Below are 17,326 nucleotides of genomic sequence, written 5' to 3'. Positions count from 1 at the left end.
GATTGCCCACGCTTAATCGCGAGCCTGTATGACCCCGTAGCCGCCATGGTTACGTCGGTAGATCACCTGCAATTGGCCACTTTCTTGTTCGCGGAACAGGTAGAAGTCGTGGTCGATCAGATCTAATTGATGCCGGGCTTGTTCGATGCTCATTGGCGGCATGGCGAAGTATTTGCGCCTAACGCCTGGGCTGGGGAGGTGGGCCTCTTTGCCATCGAGTAGTGAACCGTCGATCGGGGCTTCATCGATCACCGCTTCAGTGGTTGGCGTTGACGAGGCTCGATGCCCGGGGCTGTGGTGGTGATCGCTGTGGCGTTCCTTGTAGCGGCGTAGCTGACGGCAGAGCTTGCTGGCTACCAGATCAATGCTGGCGTAAAGGTTTTCACTGCGTTCTTGAGCGCGGATCACCGTGCCGTTAGCAAAAACGGTGACCTCGGCAGTTTGTTGAGGCACGCTCGGGTTTCGGGCGACTGAAAGGTGCACATCAGCTTCCTTCACCATGTCTTCAAAATGTTGAATCGCCCGTTCCAGTTTCGATTGTGTGTATTCGCGTAGGGCAGGCGTTAGTTCAAGATTGCGACCATGGATCAGCAGCTTCATGGCATCCCTCCGGTGCCGATTGATATCGGCAAGTTAGGTACTACCTCTACATCGGCACAATCCCAATCGACTTTTCTGTTTGAGTGCAGTGAGCCAGTGCCCTTCGAGATGGCTTGGCTTTGGCAGCAGCAGTGGCAGCAACAGTTGTTTGCCAACCCCCTTGCTCCGCAGGCGGTTTGGCTGTTGCAGCATCAGGCTTGCTACACCCTCGGTCGCGGTGCAAGCGAGGCCAATCTGCTTTTTGATGTCAACAATCCGCCTGCTGCGTTGCATCGCATTGATCGGGGTGGTGAGGTGACTCACCATTTGCCTGGGCAGTTGGTGGTCTATCCCGTGTTGGATCTTCGGCGCTATCAAACCGATCTGCATTGGTATCTGCGTCAGCTTGAGCAGGTATTGATTGATGTTTTGGCTGTTTTGGGATTGGCAGGTGAGCGCTTGCAGGGACTCACCGGGCTATGGCTGGAAGGTCGCAAGGTGGCTGCGATTGGCGTGGGGTGTCGTCGCTGGATTACTCAACATGGTTTGGCTCTCAACGTGGATTGTGATCTTGAGAGCTTTTCCGCCGTTGTCCCCTGCGGCCTGATGGGTCACCCGGTGGGTCGGCTGAATCAATGGATCCCTGGGCTCACGGTGGCGGAGGTTCAACCTCTGATGCGTCAGAGCCTTAGTGACCGCTTCGGTTTGGTATGGCAGATCCCAGAGCCTCTAGCCAAGCCAGGGGCATTTGCGTCCGATGCTTAGCGCTCTTAGCCCTGTTTGCATTGAAGATGTCAGATGAGGTAGCAGCAGGTAGCAGGTTGAAAGACGACAACCATGAGGGTTCTCTTGCTAAGGCGGTTTGGCGCCCTTCTCCACATGAAGAAGATGGATTAGCGCATCAGGGTCATGTCGCCCAGATGGGCCGCGTTGATCAGATATGGCTTTGGTTGGCGCAGAAGCATGGCCAAATCCTGGCGGTTGATGCTCCTCATGCGACTCATCCTGAACGCTTTCGCTATGGAGAGCTTGCTGAGCAGATCGCTTTGGCTGCTGCTGCGTTCAGCCATCTCGGCATCGGCGCTGGAGATGTGGTCGCGTTTTTTGCTGAAAACAGCCCCCGTTGGTTGATTGCGGATCAAGGCTTGATGCGCACTGGTGCTGCTAATGCAGTGCGAGGAGCGACTGCTCCATTGGAAGAGCTGCGCTACATCCTCGCGGATTCAGGCGCTGTTGCCTTGGTGGTACAGAACGCCGAGTTGTGGCACAAGCTTGCCCTTACCGATGCGCAGCGCAGGCCTTTGCGCTTGGTTTTACAGCTTGAAGGTGAGCCCGCTGATGGCGTGATGGGGTGGCAGGAACTGCTTGCTGCAGGAGCGGGTCAGCCTGCACCAGATCCGTTGAAGGATCGCGATTCGGGCTCAGCGGCAACAGTGACGGCCACGATTCTCTACACCTCTGGAACAACAGGGCAGCCAAAGGGTGTGCCCCTTAGCCACGCCAATCTCCTCCATCAGATGAGGTGCTTGGCTTGTGTAGCTTTCCCCTCTCCGGGTGCGCCGGTGTTGAGTGTGTTGCCGATTTGGCATGCCTACGAACGCAGCGCGGAGTATTACTTCTTTTCGTGTGCATGTACCCAGAGCTACACCACGATCAAGCAATTGAAGCGGGATCTACCGCGGGTTAGACCGATCGTGATGGCGACGGTGCCGCGGCTTTGGGAGGCGATTCAGGCGGGCTTTGATGAAGCGGTTAAGGGTATGCCAACAGGACGGCAACGCTTGCTGCGGATGGCCCTTGCTAACAGTGGCTCGCAACGAAAGGCTTGGCGTAGGTCTCGAAATCTGCTGCTGGAGCCGCTGCCTTTGACCACCCGTACGCTTGCTTTGCTTGAGGCAACGCTGCGCTGGCCTTTGCATGGTCTGGCGGGTGCTCTGCTCTGGCCCAAGGTGCTGAATCAGCTCTGTGGGGGGCGGCTACGTTTTCCCATTAATGGTGGTGGAGCGATTGCACCCCATGTGGATGCCTTCTTTGAGGCGGTTGGGCTGGAGCTGCTGGTGGGCTACGGCCTCACTGAGACAAGCCCAGTCGTCAGTTGCCGAAGGCCTTGGCGCAACATTCGTGGCAGTTCAGGACCGCCTCTGCCTGATACTGAGTTTCGGATCGTGGACCCTGAAAGCGGCGTGGACTTGATGTTCCGTCAACGTGGTCGTGTGTTGGTACGGGGGCCTCAAGTGATGGCGGGTTACTTGAGGAAACCAGAGGCCACAGCCAAGGTGCTTGATGGGCAGGGTTGGTTCGATACCGGTGATTTGGGAATGCTGTTGCCCGATGGCTCCTTGGTGCTGACTGGTCGCGCTAAAGACACGATCGTGCTCAGTAGTGGCGAGAACATCGAGCCTGGTCCGTTGGAGGCGGCATTAGTGGCGAGTCCACTGTTGGAACAGGTGATGCTTGTGGGCCAGGACGAGCGGCAGCTTGCTGCACTGGTGGTGCCCAGGGAGGAGGAAATGCTGGCTTGGGCAGAGGATCAGGGATTGTCGATGCAGGCTGGCCTGAGTGGATCTCCTGGGGATGAGGCGTTGCGGCGCTTGCTGCGCGGCGAACTCAATCGATTGCTGGCTCAGCGCTCAGGGTCTCGGGCGGATGAACGCTTGGCGGGTGTCGCTCTGGTGGAGGCGTTCACGATCGAGAACGGTTTGCTGACTCAGACTCTCAAGCAGCGGCGCGATCGGATCACGCTCCGAGATGGGGCATTGATTGCCGCCCTTTATGGTCGCAGTTGATTTTGTTTTCAGCCGGCAGTTGACCTCATGGTCACAGGCTGAGACCCTTAGCCCTTACTCATCACTTTCATGTCCGAAGGCACGACCCTGTCGATTAAGCGCTCGATTACCGTTCGCGCGGTAGTTACACCAAATTGGAAGGAGGAGGCTGAGCGTGAGCTCAGCAACGCCATTGCTACCACCGATCAGCAGTTGGCCCAGTTGGAGCAGGAAGGTCAGCAGGTGGTTGATGAGGTCCGTCGCCAGAGTGCTAATCCCCTCGACCCACGCGTGCAGGAGCAGGTGGCCCAGGTGCAGCAACAGGTGGCTGGCAAGCGTAGTGAGTTGGAGGAACAGAAGCGCAACCTGCTTCAGCAGCAGGCGCAGGTGCGCGAACTAGAGATGGAGCAGATTGTTGAGCAGGGTCAGATTGAAAGCTTTTGTGACCTGAGCGTGGGTGACAACCTGGTGAAGAAGATGCAGGTGTCTGTGGTTGTACGCGACGGTGTTGTGGAGGAGATAGAGGGGGCCTGACCTCCTTTGAAACTGGGCTTAAGTGTTGAAAATAATGTTAGATATAAACTTTGGAGTTAACTCAAGCCCCCTTTGCCTTAGGCCATAGGTCTTTGGATTGGATTGGATTTTTTCAGATACGTCTTGTCTGAATTTTGATGATTTAATGCCTAAGAGCTACTTCAAGCAATTGCCTCTCAATTGTGAGGCATTCCTTCCTTAATTGCTTATGTGCATCGGTAATATATTGATCTAAGGATTAAAAGTCTGATAGAATTATTGATGCCTTCTGCATATCTGATGATGGGTGGATGTTGTTTTTGCGAGGTGAATTTTAGTAAATGCGTCGCACTTCACTCCTTGCTGGCTACACACATTGCATATCATTTAGCGTCTGGATACAGTGCAAGTATGTTGCAGGAAATGCTGAGAACTCTCAGACAGAGTTCTGGAGAACATGCTAATGCTTGGCCAATATTCTTGATTCAGTAGAAAAGCACTTTTATCTTTTGCCCTTATTGTCTATTGCGGCACAGGCAGCTGCTTGGCTTGTTAACCATTTTATTCCGCCTTCATGACCAAGAGATGCGGCTATGCTTATTGGCTTGCATGATGAAGCATTTTGTACTCTTCGAGCCCATTAGATGCATGATATGGCTCTTTTTTGAACGTCCGTATTCTAAATATACTTTATGATCAAATTCCAAGCTTCCTTTTAGGGAAGGTTGCTGCCGCTTAAGTATTGGCTTTAGAGGTTCTTTTTTGCTTGTCTTAATCAAGCCTCTTTTCTTAAATAGGAGAGCTTATATTGAGTAGGCTTGGTCTTGCCAGGAAACTGATGCTCCTGAAAAATCGGAAGGCGACTATTCTTTACTTGCTAATTATATGCTGCGCATTTGTTTCAGTTCCATGGGTGATGAATAGAACAAATAGCCTCGAAGAAGGCCGCAGCTGGAGATTGTCTAGAAAAGATCAATTAAAAGAAGACCGTGCATCAGAGATAGACAGCGTCTTAAACGGAGAAGTCTCAAATAGCAATATCCATAAGTTGCTTAGAATGGATCCGACGCCTTTGATCTTTGCCCAATCACTTGTTCTTAGTGGCCCTGCACGTGAGCTGGGTAGAAATTTTATAAAAGGCATTGACCTTTATCTTAAAAAGGTCAATGATCAAGGTGGTATAGACGGTCGCCCGATCATGATATGGAGATTAGACGATGGCTATGAACCAGAAAATGCTTATAATAATACAAGTCAATTTGTTAGTTACTCGCAACTACTTGGATTATTTGGTTATATCGGCACACCAACGACAAAAGCTTCACTCCCACTAGCTAAGGCTGCTGGAATTGATATTATTTCACCATTCACTGGAGCAAGTGTATTGCGTGGAGAAAATAATTCCTACACAATTCATCATCGCGCTAGTTATGCGGATGAAGCGAAAAGGATTGTTGATTATTTGGTTAATGATGGATTTGTGCGCATCGCAATAGGATATCAAAATGATTCTTATGGCAAAGATGTATTAAATAGTCTTCTAAATGAATTGGCTGATACTCATCGGCTATCGCCAGTGATAAGTGTTCCTCTCGTAAGAAATTCAAGAGACACGAGTAATGCAGCAAAAGAAATTAAAGCTCATAATCCCGATGCTCTTATTGCGATTTCAACTTACCAGACAGTCGCCAGTCTTATTCAGAATCTTAATTCACAAGGTAGCGACCCCCAAGTTATGACGATTTCATTCACAGGTACGAAGTCACTAATCAAAGAGTTGCCCCGTCATACTTCATTTGGGATAGGCGTTACACAAGTCGTTCCTTTCCCATGGGACCTTAGCAATCCCATAGTGCGAGACTATCAACATGATCTACGTCATGTTGATTCAGATGCTGAATTTGATTTTGTGAGCCTGGAAGGCTATCTGATCGCGAGGAAGCTTGTATCGGCCTTGCGAAAAGCTTCGCCTGCCATCAATCGATCAAGCCTGAGAGAAGCATTGCTGGAGGAAAATGATGGTCTTATTTCTGGGGGTGTAGAAGTAGACTTGGTATTTCTTGGCACCGATCCATGGCAACCATGATAAACAGCTAGATTTAGTTATTGATGGCAATCCAACAAATTGCCATGGATATTAATAGCACTAATAGAGAGACTGGAGGCCAGCTTCTTTCTAGTAATGTGAGTCTTTTTGCAATCCTTAGGCTAGTCTCCTGGTTTGATTCCTTCATTCTAACTCTGCAATCTTGTGTATATAGAACAAGTGCAAAGCTAAGAAGTGAAGCGATATAGCAGAGTACAAAGATCTGATCTAAGTAAGTTAAATAAGGAAGTTCAGGTAGTCCAGAACGATAACCTTCCTGCATAAAAACAAGAGTTAGTAGCACGGCCAGGGGTATTTCTAGGTTGTATTCTGATTTAACACGAGTAATTAAAATAATTGATGCCATAACAACTAGCAATGGCTGTATTAATTTCCAGAAGGATGACCAGGGTGATTTTCCATAGGTAACATCAAAAATTAATTGGCTATATTCCGCACTACTTTTGTTTTTGCTTCCGAAGCTCGTGGCTAAATGATGACGGTATTCTCCAATTGACCATCCATCTAAATGCCAGCCTATTACATTCGAATATCCTCCGATTCCACTGTCTCTTATGTCAGGGATTAGGCGTAAGCTATCATAAGTAAGTCTTCCATCTGGGTCATCAGTCTCAAGTACTATTGGCAAGCTTAGTGCGTCAAAAGGGTAGCGTGAAATATTAAAGTTATCGATATAGAATTCTCCTGTGTAAGAAAAAGTTTGGCCGTAGTTTCCATCTTCAAGTCTTGTCGGAGCTGCATCTCCTTTGGGGGCGATCTCAGTAATCTCTGGATTGATATCGTTTTTGAATTTGATTATACTTAAGATTGACATGTCCTCCGATTCTAAATACTGTTGCAGCTCCTTATTCCAATTCATAAAGATATAGCCCTTGCTTGAGAAGCCTGGAGTTGTTAAATCGATGTCATAATTATTCACTACGTATACCCCTGCGTTGATTTGATATTTGGTTTTGGCCAGTAATTCAGCGTCATTAATCACTTCTAAACCACTAAGAGGTTTGCCACGATTCAAGGATGGCTTTGATAAGTTGACGATATGTGGAGAACTTGTAAGCCTGAGTACCTCACGAGTGGATACGGCTTGTTCTTCTGAATTTAAAAATAAAGTAACTAATATTACGGCAATGAGAAAGCCTGAGATGAGAACTGAGTTCCAGCTATATTTTTTTTCCCATAAGCGAAGTGTCCAGGGGTGTCTTCTGGTTAAGTGGCGAATCAGTCTTATCAGCATTTAAACTTTCGCAAGAATAACAAATTGTTTTTGAGCTTAGCAAGCTAGACTCTTGAGATCCTCACCGTTAAACTTTAGCATTTCTAGCATGCTTTGCATTAACGACTTTTTCTTATATACAATCTAACTGCACAAACAGCTCCTAGAGCTTTTGAAAATATAACTAGTAGAATGAAAAAGTAGATTTATGAGAGGTCCCATGTGACCATCAATTGAACGTCTGATTGCATGGCTTCTTGCAGGATTGGCTTGAGATTATGATTGTTGGCTATCACCAGCAGGCCAACTTATGCAGTACATCTCCGGCGATCCAGGAGCATAATTCTATTCGTTTACTTCATAAAACTCATGCGACTTTGATTGAAATGTTCAGCAATTGGTTGTTGGTTGTGTAGCATCTATTTGATTGGCCTTTGGATTATTCGTTTTACAAATAAATATTTCGCCCCCCAGCGGTGACGCTGAAACATTGCATTAATCTAATACTAGAAATCGCTTCAGCCTTTCTGAATTAGTCAGCTTTTGTAGAATGATGTGTTCATACTTGCATGGCTTTTGAGTATTTGCCTATCCCTAATACTCGTTCGCAATCCATGATTCTGTCGAATGCATCACCGATAGCGTAATCAGTTTTCTCGCCCTGCTCTTCCAGTCTCTTGATTTTTTTCTCTAGTTCAAGCAGAGGGCTTTGCGCCTTGATGCTTTCAGTTGGGCCATGACTTTTGGCTTCAGGCTCTAAAGCAGCATGATTGAAAAGGATCGATCCCTCTGATTGCAGATATAACGTTGCCAATTGTTCCAGGACCTTTGTGTATTTTTCACCCTTCTGCTTACAGCGTGATCTGAATGCATCCAGCAAATCGGGATGAAAGTTTGCCGAGAATTGCCCTGCTCTCACGATCGATTGACTGTGTATGGGCAAATTTAACAGGCTTGCCTATACATAGTGGCTCTTTTGTATAGGCGAGGCTGCCGCGAGGGATCCTTCGCTTTAAAATTTTGATTGATGAACCTCAGCCAACTCCTGATATTTGCCTTAGGAGCGTTGCAACGAGGTTTGAGCACCCCTCAAAATTCAAGTCGAGGACAGGACTATCGCAACTCACGACATTTTCATGCCTGCTCTGAGCTCAACGATGACGGAGGGCAAGATCGTTGAGTGGCTTAAGCAACCTGGCGACAAGGTTGGGCGTGGTGAGTCGGTGCTTGTGGTGGAGTCAGATAAAGCGGATATGGATGTTGAGTCATTTCAAGATGGCTACTTGGCCGCGGTCTTGATGCCTGCTGGTCGTTCGGCTCCAGTCGGCGAAACGATTGGTTTGATCGTTGAAAGTGAGGCCGAAATCGCGGCTGTTCAGGCCAATGCCCCTGCTGCGCCAGCGTCTGACTCTGCCCCTCTCAAGACTGCTGCAAAAGTTGTCGATGACCCTGCCCCAGCATCTACTCCAGCGCCCGTCGTGGAGAGCCCCCCTGTTGCTGCTCCGCCGCCTGTTGCCAGCCAAGCAGTAGACACTGACAAACGCATCGTTGCTTCACCGCGGGCTAAAAAACTTGCTGCGCAGATGGGTGTTGATCTGGCCAAGTTGAGGGGTAGCGGACCCAATGGCCGTATCCAGGCTGAAGACGTGCAGCTGGCTGCAGGTCAGCCGATCATTGTGCCTCAGGTTGCTGAAGGAAACGCTTCTTTCGCAACGACGCATGCAACTTCTGCAGGCGTTGCTCATGCAGTGTCATCTCCTGTAGGTCAGAGCTTTGGGGCCCCGGGAGAAACCGCAGCCTTCAACAACCTCCAACAAGCGGTCAACCGCAATATGGAGGCCAGTTTGGCCTTCCCCTGCTTCAGGGTTGGCTACACGATCACGACTGATCAGTTGGATGCTTTTTACAAGCAGGTGAAGCCTAAGGGCGTCACGATGACAGCCCTTCTGGCCAAAGCCGTGGCCTTGACGCTAGTGCGTCATCCCCAGGTGAATGCTGCCTACAGCACCGCTGGGATGGTGTATCCAGAGCAGGTGAATGTTGCTATTGCAGTGGCGATGGACGATGGCGGTCTGATTACACCGGTTTTGCAGAACGCTGATCGCACCGATCTCTATGAGATGTCGCGGCAGTGGGCCGATCTTGTGAAGCGGTCACGCAGCAAGCAGCTGCAACCCGAGGAATACAGCACTGGTACTTTCACACTCTCCAATCTGGGCATGTTTGGCGTGGATCGCTTTGATGCAATCTTGCCCCCTGGCACGGGCGCAATTTTGGCGGTAGCTGCATCGCGGCCTGCTGTGGTGGCAGGAAAGGATGGCTCGATTGCGGTCAAGCGCCAGATGCAGGTGAACCTCACTGCCGACCATCGCGTGATTTATGGCGCCGATGGGGCCGCCTTCCTCAAGGATCTGTCAGAGCTGATTGAAACTCGGGTAGAGAGTTTGGCGCTTTAAACAGGATTCAGATCCAGGTTTGACAATCTTTTGCCGCTCGCCAAAAAGTGATAGCGAGCGGCCTTGATTTTATTCAGGACGCCTAACCACACCGAGTAGAGGGTTCTTGACCGGGCCGGCGACCCCGTAGGTCACCACGAACCCTTGACCACCAGCAAACGTCGACGTCCGACCTAAATTACTTTTGTTGATGACGGCATTTTCGTCATACCAGTTGTTCGCACTCCAGATATTACCGGCATCATCGATAATCACATCGGTGTTCATTTGAATAACACCACTCTGATAATCATGAATCACATCACCTGTCGTTTTCCCCTCAGGGCAATTTGATGTATTGGTTCCACAGATGTGCATCAAGCTGCTACCAAAAAGATTTGCAACCCATACATTGTCATTGCCATCGATGCTTACCCCCCAGGGAATATAGACATTTCCTTTCGCAATGTCTGATTTAATCATCTTCAAATCAGGTGAGATCAGCGCAATCATTCCAGAGCTTGTTTGCTGCGGATTTGCTTTTGCATATTCAAGCCCTTGCATGAACTCCTGCATGATTGTTGTTGGGCGTGGAGGTGCCTTGCTGACCCCAGGTGGTAAAACTAGCGTTGCTGAATCAGTTTGCTGGGCGACCCAAGCATTGCCTTTGGAATCGATTGCTACACCTCTTGCGCCTAAAGCGATATCAATCGTTTTCACTGCCTCAGGGTTTCCTCCAGGGAAGATGGTGAGTTTATTGTTGTAGCTGCTGGTTACCCAGACTCTATTTTGCTGGTCAACAGCAATGCCGAAAGGAGCTTGTAATCCTTTGATTGTTAATCGCTCGCCATTCTTATAGTCACCATTGGGGAAGCGAATCATGTGATCCTTGGTGTTATCCGCGATCCATACATCTCCATTCGCTGCGGTTGTTACTGCCTGCAGTTGGCCGATCTCGCCATCAACAGTCGCGGGGCCAAGTGGTTTGCCATCTTCAAGATCAAAGACCCCAATCTTGTTGTTAAAAGTGCCTACCCAGGCATAATCTTTCGAGACTCCTGTTCCCCAGCCCACGCCATTCAGCCCTTGTCCGTTGTACCCCTGGGGAGAGGGAGATAAGGCTTCTCCGCTGGCGTTGAACCTGGTGAGGCCTCCGCCAATGGAGTTGATGACACCAGATTGGGAACCAGGCATCCAGTTGGCACCACTCCACATATTGGCGTTGTCGTCAAACATCATTTTCCCGAGTGCCATGGCGCCGCCACCCTCTAGACGGATCGAGAGTGAAAAACTCTTGGGTTCAAATAACAGGTAGGGAAGGGTTGCGCCTTCACGAATTTGTGCTGCCTTGTTGAGTGGATATTGTTGAGTGAACAGTTTGTAGAGCTCACTGGCTTTTGCCCACGGCTCTTTGGCGATAGAAATCAGTGCGTTGAGGCTGTTATCTGAATTGGTTAGATTGAGGAACTGACTACAGCCATCGGCTGTATTGCTATTGCCACAAAGGGCCAATAGGTTGGAAAGAACGTTGAGACGAACCATCGTCTCGGAGTTGGGTAGGTTTAAGCCATTCAGAAGTGTTTCGCCATATTTGCCATTGCTTGTATTGACTAGGTGCCTTACATGCCCCGAACCAATGGCTAAAGCTGTTTTGCTGCCATTGATCTTATTTCCGTTGATCAGTTGAGCATTGGGCCACACTGATCCCACGGATGTCAGTTCGTTGATGACGACAGACTTGTTGGAATTTGAGTCAAGAACACTGAGCATTTTCAAGTTGCCAGTATCTTGCCCATCGATACTTCCTCCTTCGGAAATTAAATAACTAACCTTATCCTTATTGCGGGGTATGGACAATTTGAACGCCCCATCTTTAGAGGTTTTGGTCTCAACGATTTTCTTCGCTCCATCCTTGGCGGAAGACTGCCAGAGCAAAACCTTGGCTTCACTAACGGGCTTTCCTAATACGGAAACCCTTCCTGAGAACCTTGACGCATTACCCGTGATGCTGGAGACCTCGCAGGAGGCAAGCAAGACCGATAGCGAGCCCAGCAATGCACCTCCAAGGATGGGAAAGGAAATGGGTTTCATCGCTTCAGATCGTTCTGTTGGTTCTTCTAGTTGTAGTACGTAAGTAGTGCAAGCTCTTCAGTTCTCGGTGTTACGTCATAGACCTGTGAAAGTGCCGTTTGCTTCCTTGCGTGCATCCTGAAGAAAACGATTCCAAGACGACTTGAGCTTTTTCCAGAAACTTCTTGGGCATCCACTCCTCCGCAATAAGGTTGACGATGAGCGGCTGCCCAGTGTTCAGGCTTTGCCGATCCTCTCTTCGGACGCCTTGTCGTCAGTGGCTTATGCCACTGAAGCTGCACTTGGTGTTCTGATTCTTGGCGGCAGCGGTGCCCTTGGCCTTTCTGTGCCGATCACCCTGGCGATTATTGCTCTGGTTGCCATCGTTGTGCTCTCCTACCGCCAGGCGATTGAGGCTTATCCGAAAGGGGGCGGCTCCTACGTCGTGGCACGCGACAACCTTGGCCGCAACGTTGGTTTGATCGCAGCTGCGGCATTGCTGATCGATTACACCCTTACCGCGGGGGTGAGCTTGATGGCTGGCACTCAGGCTCTCTCCTCCCTAGTGCCATCGATGCTCGATCACGAGGTTTCGCTCGCCTTGCTTTTGTTGGCGCTGATCGGCTGGGCCAACCTGCGAGGCCTCAAAGAGACTGGACGTCTTTTTTCTTTGCCCACCTATGCCTTTGTGGCGATGGTGGCTTTGTTGATCCTTGCCGGTTTGAAGGATCTGATTTTTGAGCATGGCTTCGTGCCGGATATGCCACCAGCTGTGCAAGCCGTTCAGCCGTTGGGGTGGTTTTTGATCCTGCGGGCCTTCAGCTCAGGTTGTTCAGCGATGACTGGTATTGAGTCCATTGCCAATGGCGTGAAAGTTTTTCAGGAACCTGCGGTGGTCAATGCCCGACGCACGTTGTTGGTGATGGGTGTGTTGCTAACCGCCATGTTTTTGGCGGTTAGTGGGCTGGGTTACATGTATGGCATCGCTCCGAATGATCGGGTCACTGTGTTGGCTCAAATCGGTTCGCGGGCTTTTGGTTCGGGCAGTGTTCTGCTTTGGGCTCTGCAGCTTTCCACTCTCTTGATCCTTGTTTTGGCGGCCAACACCGCCTTTGCAGGTTTCCCTCGTTTAGCGGCGATGTTGGCAGAAGATCATTGCCTGCCACGGCAGTTGAGCTGGATTGGTGATCGCTTGGTCTACCAGAACGGTATTGGCGTTCTTTTGCTGGTCACGGCGCTGATCATCGTGATCTGCAAAGGCGATACCACTGTTGCTGTGAACCTTTATGCCCTGGGGGTCTTCACTGCCTTCACCCTTTCTCAGCTGGGATTGGTCCGTCGTTGGTGGCGGTTGCGGGGGAATGGTTGGCAGGGTCGACTGTTGATGAATGCTCTTGGTGCAGTCACCACTTTTGTGGTGCTTGTGGTGATCGTGGTGAGCAAATTCCAGGAGGGTGCCTGGACTGTGGTGATTGCCATCCCTGCATTGGTATGGGGTCTGGCGCAGATTCGACGCCGCTATCGAAAGGCTTATGCAGCGCTCGCTTTGGAGCCTGACTTTGGCCCATTGCAGGTGGCGCCTCGCCAACCTCCTTTGGGTAATCACTGCATCGTTTGGATTCCGGGTTTGTGGCGTGCCTCCATGGAAGCGTTGCGTTATGGATGTTCCATTGCTGATTCCGTGACGGCTGTCTTTGTGCTTGGCGATGATGATGATCCAGACGCAATTCGTACCGCCTGGGACAGACTTGTTGGTGATCATCCCGGTGAACTCGAGCTCCGCCTTTTGGAGAGTCGCTTTAGTTCTGTGATTGATCCTTTTTGTGATTATGTCGTGGAGCAGGAAGAGCTTCATCCGGAGCGCACGACCACTGTGGTGATGGCGTTAGTGATCACTCGCGATTGGCTCGATCAGACGCTTCTCAATCAGCGGGCTGTCTATTTGTTTAAGGCCCTGTCTGGCGACTACAGCCGAGTCTTTTGCGTGGTGCGTTATTACCTAGCGGGATAGTTGATCAGAGACGTCGTTTGGGTTGACAACCTTTCTCTACACACTTTGGCGTTTCAGCTTGAAAGAGGGCGTAGAGGGCTTTTGGGAAAACATCATCGCATTGCTGCTATCTATTCGCTCCTGCAGTAGGCCTGAGGCTCAAATGAGAGCACCACAATTGCACTTGCCATCCATGGATCATGAGAAGGGAACTAGAGATTGGATGGGCGACTGAGGTTTTCTAAAGGTCAGAATTGAGTTGACGTAGAGCAACACACTCAAGCAAGCATTAAAGATCTCCCATTCCACCCATTACACATCTCCCTTGCGTACAACTCTTCTTCACCCATCCCTCTTTTGTGCAACTGAATAGTCCATTGGTTGATGTTGCTCTCTCGAGAGATTCATTCCTGCAGAAAAAAAGTTCCCTTTCGTGTTTGCATGACTTCATCACTAATCCGTTGCCACTTGCCAAGATTGATGTAGGTTTTCTTCTCGCAATCTTCAGGAAATCTTGACATGCAGGGATCAAATTTATAGCCATCCTTGTCAGCATAAGCCCCAGCATCCCCAGGACTCCATGGAGAGTAGTAATAATAGTTATTGGTGATACCTTTACTTGGCTGTGCTTTAATTGATTGAGGCAAGGATGCAGCGAGAATGAAAAGAAAACAAGCAGTGAAGAGATTTATGCCTTTAGTCATTTTTAATCGTGTGCTATTAAAAAATACTAGATTAAAGGGTGAAACTGGTCGGGCGATGCAATTGATCCTGTTAATGCCCATGCCCATGCCCATGCCCATGCCCATGCCCATACAAATATTTTGAACTCTGTATTTCCACCTACAATTCTATTGCCTATCAATAGTGAGCGTAGATGGGAAAGAGTCGAGTGCACAATATTCAACTTGGCGGTTTGTTTCTATAAGGGATCTGATGCAAGAAATGACAAGATATTATTTCTCCTAAGAGTGATAGGTAGGGATCGATTTTGTCAAGATCATGATTTTAAATTTGTATTCAGATGTAGTCCTCCGGAAATCGTTGAATACACCCATGAATTGCGTCTTGGGTCACACAAGTTTTTGCTTAATCCCAATAGAGGCAGGCTTTTGTATGATTTTTGTGAGAGAAAACTTCGAGCTTTAAATCAATAGTTTTCACTCTATTCACTTTAATCTGAGCAGTATCAAGTGCATGGTGCCGCAATGTGCGATGAGGATGATCCTGAGCGCTCTCAGCAGAGAAGATTGAAAACCTATGCTGATTCCCAGGGGATTTGCTTTGGTTTGCTCCCACCCCTTTTGCAAGGGCTGCTGAACTGACGCTCTGCTCGGGTGGATGCTCTTCTCTGCTCGAGCATTAAAATGGATAGGGATAACCAACGGACCAACAAAATTGGTGGTTTGTAAACCAAGAACTTTTTGAACGGTTTTTTGAACGTCACTCATAAAGCAATCCCTAAAGAATGGTTCTAGATCCAAGAGATTCTCTGCTCAGTTCTTATGACTATCCGCTTGATCCTGAGCGCATAGCTCAGCGGCCTGTGGAGCCAAGGCATGCGGCGCGGCTTTTGATTGTGCAGCCATTGGGGATGAAGCCTCCCATCGCTCGACATGCCGAGGTTTGGGATTGGCAGGAGGAATTGCGCGCTGGTGATCTGCTTGTCATCAATGACACTCGCGTTCTTAAGGCTCGGCTGCGGGTGCGGCGATCAGGTGGTGGATTGGCTGAGTTGTTGGTGCTTGAGCCGCGTGGTGAGGGTCGCTGGCTGTGTTTGGGCCGGCCTGCTAAACGTTTGCGCCCAGCTGATCAGCTTTGGCTCGAGGCTCTAGGAGAGGAGCCCATTGCTTTGCAGGTGATTAGCAAAGACAGCGATAGTGGCGGACGGATTGTGCAGTTCCCGAGCCATTACGCCAATGCCGAGCAGCTTGAGTTGCTGCTTGAGCGCTACGGCGAAGTGCCATTGCCGCCTTATATCCAACGTCATGATCCAAGTGATAGCGAGCGTTATCAGACCCGTTATGCATCTCGCCCCGGTGCCGTTGCGGCGCCAACGGCTGGGCTTCATCTTAGTGATGAGTTATTGGAGGCTCTCAAGCAGCGGGGAGTGATACTGACCAGTGTCACCTTGCATGTGGGCTTAGGCACGTTTCGACCTCTTGAAACTGAGGATCTGAGGCATTTGCAGCTTCACAGCGAGTGGGTGGAGGTTCGCGACGAAGTTGTTGAGGCGGTGATGGCTTGTCGAGCACGAGCAGGCCGGGTGATTGCTGTGGGAACCACCAGCGTCAGGGCCCTTGAAGGTGCTGCTTTGGCAGGTGGCGGATTCCTGCAGTCGTTTTGTGGACCAGTGGATTTGGTGATTCAGCCGGGTTACCGCTTTGCCGTGGTGGATGGACTGCTCACCAACTTCCATTTGCCCAAAAGCTCTCTATTGCTGTTGGTGAGTGCCATGGTTGGTCGTGAACGGCTGCTGGCGTTATATGCCGAGGCCATTGAGCACCAATATCGCTTTTTCTCTTATGGCGATGCGATGTGGATTGATCCAGAGGCGGTGTTGCCAGCGGCCCGCCCCTGTTGATCAGTTTCTAGCTGGAGGCGATTTAGGCAGCTACAGGGGCCTGAATGATGCCTGTGGGCACACTCTCAAACATCACTGAGGAGAGATAACGCTCGGCCATGTCTGGCAGCACTACCACGATGGTTTTGCCCGCAAATTCGGGTTGTTCTGCCAGACGAATAGCCGCTGCAACTGCCGCACCACTGGAGATGCCCACCAGTAGACCTTCTTCATTTGCCAAGCGCAGGGCCATGGCGATGGATTCATCATTGCTGACCTGCTCAACACGATCCACTAAAGAAAGATCGAGGTTTTTGGGAATGAAGCCGGCTCCAATGCCCTGGATTTTGTGAGGACCAGGTTTGACCTCTTCCCCGTTGAGGGTTTGGCTGATGACCGGGCTATGGGTTGGTTCGACGGCTACAGAAATGATGGCTTTGCCTTTCTCCTGCTTGATGTAACGGGAGACACCTGTGATCGTGCCGCCGGTGCCTACGCCAGACACGAGCACATCAATGGCGCCATCACAGTCGTTCCAGATTTCTGGACCGGTTGTTTTGCTGTGGATGTCGGGATTGGCCGGATTCTCAAACTGACCGGGCATGAAGTATTTCTGGGGATCGCTTTCGGCGATCTCTTTTGCCTTGGCAATGGCGCCTGGCATTCCCTTGGCGGCTTCTGTGAGAATGAGTTCTGCACCAAGCACTGCCATCACCCGCCGCCGTTCTAGCGACATTGATTCGGGCATGGTGAGGATCAGTTTGTAGCCGCGGGCTGCTGCTGTGTAGGCCAGAGCGATGCCGGTGTTACCAGAGGTGGGCTCAATGATCGTGCGCTCTTTGCTCAGTAAACCGCGCTTTTCGGCATCCCAGATCATGTTGGCGCCAATGCGGCATTTCACGCTGTAGGCGGGATTGCGGCCTTCAATCTTTGCGAGAACAGTTGCCTTGGCGTTTTTGCTGACGGCGTGCAGTTTGACCAGTGGAGTGTTGCCGATTGCCTGGCTGTTGTCTTCGTAAATGCGGGACATGCGTGCATATGAATCGACCACATCATTAGCTGGAATTTGGCTTGATTGGTGAGGACGATGA

General features: G+C 50.1%; 13 protein-coding genes. 7 read left to right on the top strand and 6 right to left on the bottom strand.

Annotation, left to right across the window (positions count from 1 at the left end; all coding sequences use genetic code 11):
• Positions 1-12: 12 nt before the first annotated feature.
• Positions 13-600, bottom strand: a complete 588-nt coding sequence (gene hpf / locus SIB66_RS12720) for a ribosome hibernation-promoting factor, HPF/YfiA family (protein WP_063405820.1) — start codon at positions 598-600, stop codon at positions 13-15.
• Between the two features lie 12 nt (positions 601-612).
• On the opposite strand from hpf, the gene lipB reads away from it, so the two are divergent.
• The 4 genes from lipB (at position 613) to SIB66_RS12700 (ending at position 5,943) form a co-directional block, all read left to right on the top strand.
• Positions 613-1,344 (top strand): lipoyl(octanoyl) transferase LipB, encoded by a 732-nt coding sequence (gene lipB / locus SIB66_RS12715; RefSeq protein ID WP_063405821.1) that lies wholly within the window; start codon positions 613-615, stop codon positions 1,342-1,344.
• On the top strand, positions 1,290-3,365 hold the full coding sequence (locus SIB66_RS12710; RefSeq protein WP_413681326.1) for an AMP-binding protein: 2,076 nt from the start codon (positions 1,290-1,292) through the stop codon (positions 3,363-3,365). The genes lipB and SIB66_RS12710 overlap by 55 nt, the downstream gene beginning before the upstream one ends.
• Before the next feature lie 69 nt (positions 3,366-3,434).
• Positions 3,435-3,878, top strand: a complete 444-nt coding sequence (locus SIB66_RS12705) for a YlqD family protein (RefSeq protein ID WP_063403467.1) — start codon at positions 3,435-3,437, stop codon at positions 3,876-3,878.
• 895 nt (positions 3,879-4,773) lie between these two features.
• Positions 4,774-5,943, top strand: coding sequence for an ABC transporter substrate-binding protein (locus SIB66_RS12700; RefSeq protein WP_236070126.1), 1,170 nt, complete (start codon positions 4,774-4,776; stop codon positions 5,941-5,943).
• A gap of 13 nt (positions 5,944-5,956) precedes the next feature.
• Here the strand turns inward: SIB66_RS12700 and SIB66_RS12695 are convergent, their stop codons facing one another.
• On the bottom strand, positions 5,957-7,198 hold the full coding sequence (locus tag SIB66_RS12695) for a hypothetical protein (RefSeq protein ID WP_063405824.1): 1,242 nt from the start codon (positions 7,196-7,198) through the stop codon (positions 5,957-5,959).
• A 538-nt stretch (positions 7,199-7,736) separates the two neighbouring features.
• A complete protein-coding gene (locus SIB66_RS12690) occupies positions 7,737-8,096 on the bottom strand; it encodes a hypothetical protein (protein ID WP_063405825.1) in 360 nt (119 codons plus the stop codon).
• 217 nt (positions 8,097-8,313) lie between these two features.
• Between SIB66_RS12690 and SIB66_RS12685 the strand changes: the two genes are divergently transcribed.
• Positions 8,314-9,633 carry a dihydrolipoamide acetyltransferase family protein gene (locus SIB66_RS12685; RefSeq protein WP_063405826.1) on the top strand — a complete coding sequence of 440 codons (1,320 nt, stop codon included), beginning with the start codon at positions 8,314-8,316 and terminating at the stop codon, positions 9,631-9,633.
• A 69-nt stretch (positions 9,634-9,702) separates the two neighbouring features.
• Here SIB66_RS12685 and SIB66_RS12680 read toward each other — a convergent pair whose 3' ends face one another.
• The gene (locus SIB66_RS12680) at positions 9,703-11,703 is read right to left on the bottom strand and encodes a hypothetical protein (protein ID WP_063405827.1); all 2,001 of its coding nucleotides are present in this window, start codon (positions 11,701-11,703) and stop codon (positions 9,703-9,705) included.
• Between the two features lie 142 nt (positions 11,704-11,845).
• Between SIB66_RS12680 and SIB66_RS12675 the strand changes: the two genes are divergently transcribed.
• The gene (locus SIB66_RS12675; protein ID WP_063405828.1) at positions 11,846-13,693 is read left to right on the top strand and encodes an APC family permease; all 1,848 of its coding nucleotides are present in this window, start codon (positions 11,846-11,848) and stop codon (positions 13,691-13,693) included.
• Positions 13,694-14,076: 383 nt separating this feature from the next.
• Here SIB66_RS12675 and SIB66_RS12670 read toward each other — a convergent pair whose 3' ends face one another.
• Positions 14,077-14,475: a hypothetical protein gene (locus SIB66_RS12670; RefSeq protein WP_413681323.1), complete on the bottom strand. Its 399-nt coding sequence runs from the start codon at positions 14,473-14,475 to the stop codon at positions 14,077-14,079.
• Between the two features lie 665 nt (positions 14,476-15,140).
• On the opposite strand from SIB66_RS12670, the gene queA reads away from it, so the two are divergent.
• Entirely contained in the window at positions 15,141-16,256 is a 1,116-nt protein-coding gene (gene queA, locus SIB66_RS12665; protein WP_063405832.1) for a tRNA preQ1(34) S-adenosylmethionine ribosyltransferase-isomerase QueA, read from the top strand.
• A 22-nt stretch (positions 16,257-16,278) separates the two neighbouring features.
• Here the strand turns inward: queA and cysK are convergent, their stop codons facing one another.
• Positions 16,279-17,265 carry a cysteine synthase A gene (gene cysK / locus SIB66_RS12660; protein WP_011129603.1) on the bottom strand — a complete coding sequence of 329 codons (987 nt, stop codon included), beginning with the start codon at positions 17,263-17,265 and terminating at the stop codon, positions 16,279-16,281.
• Between the last annotated feature and the right edge of the window lie 61 nt (positions 17,266-17,326).

Origin of the sequence: Prochlorococcus sp. MIT 1318, assembly GCF_047304505.1 — a bacterium.
Classification (GTDB): domain Bacteria; phylum Cyanobacteriota; class Cyanobacteriia; order PCC-6307; family Cyanobiaceae; genus Prochlorococcus; species Prochlorococcus marinus_D.
The sequence above is the reverse complement of the archived record's forward strand: the minus strand, read 5'-3'. Positions and strand labels throughout refer to the sequence as shown.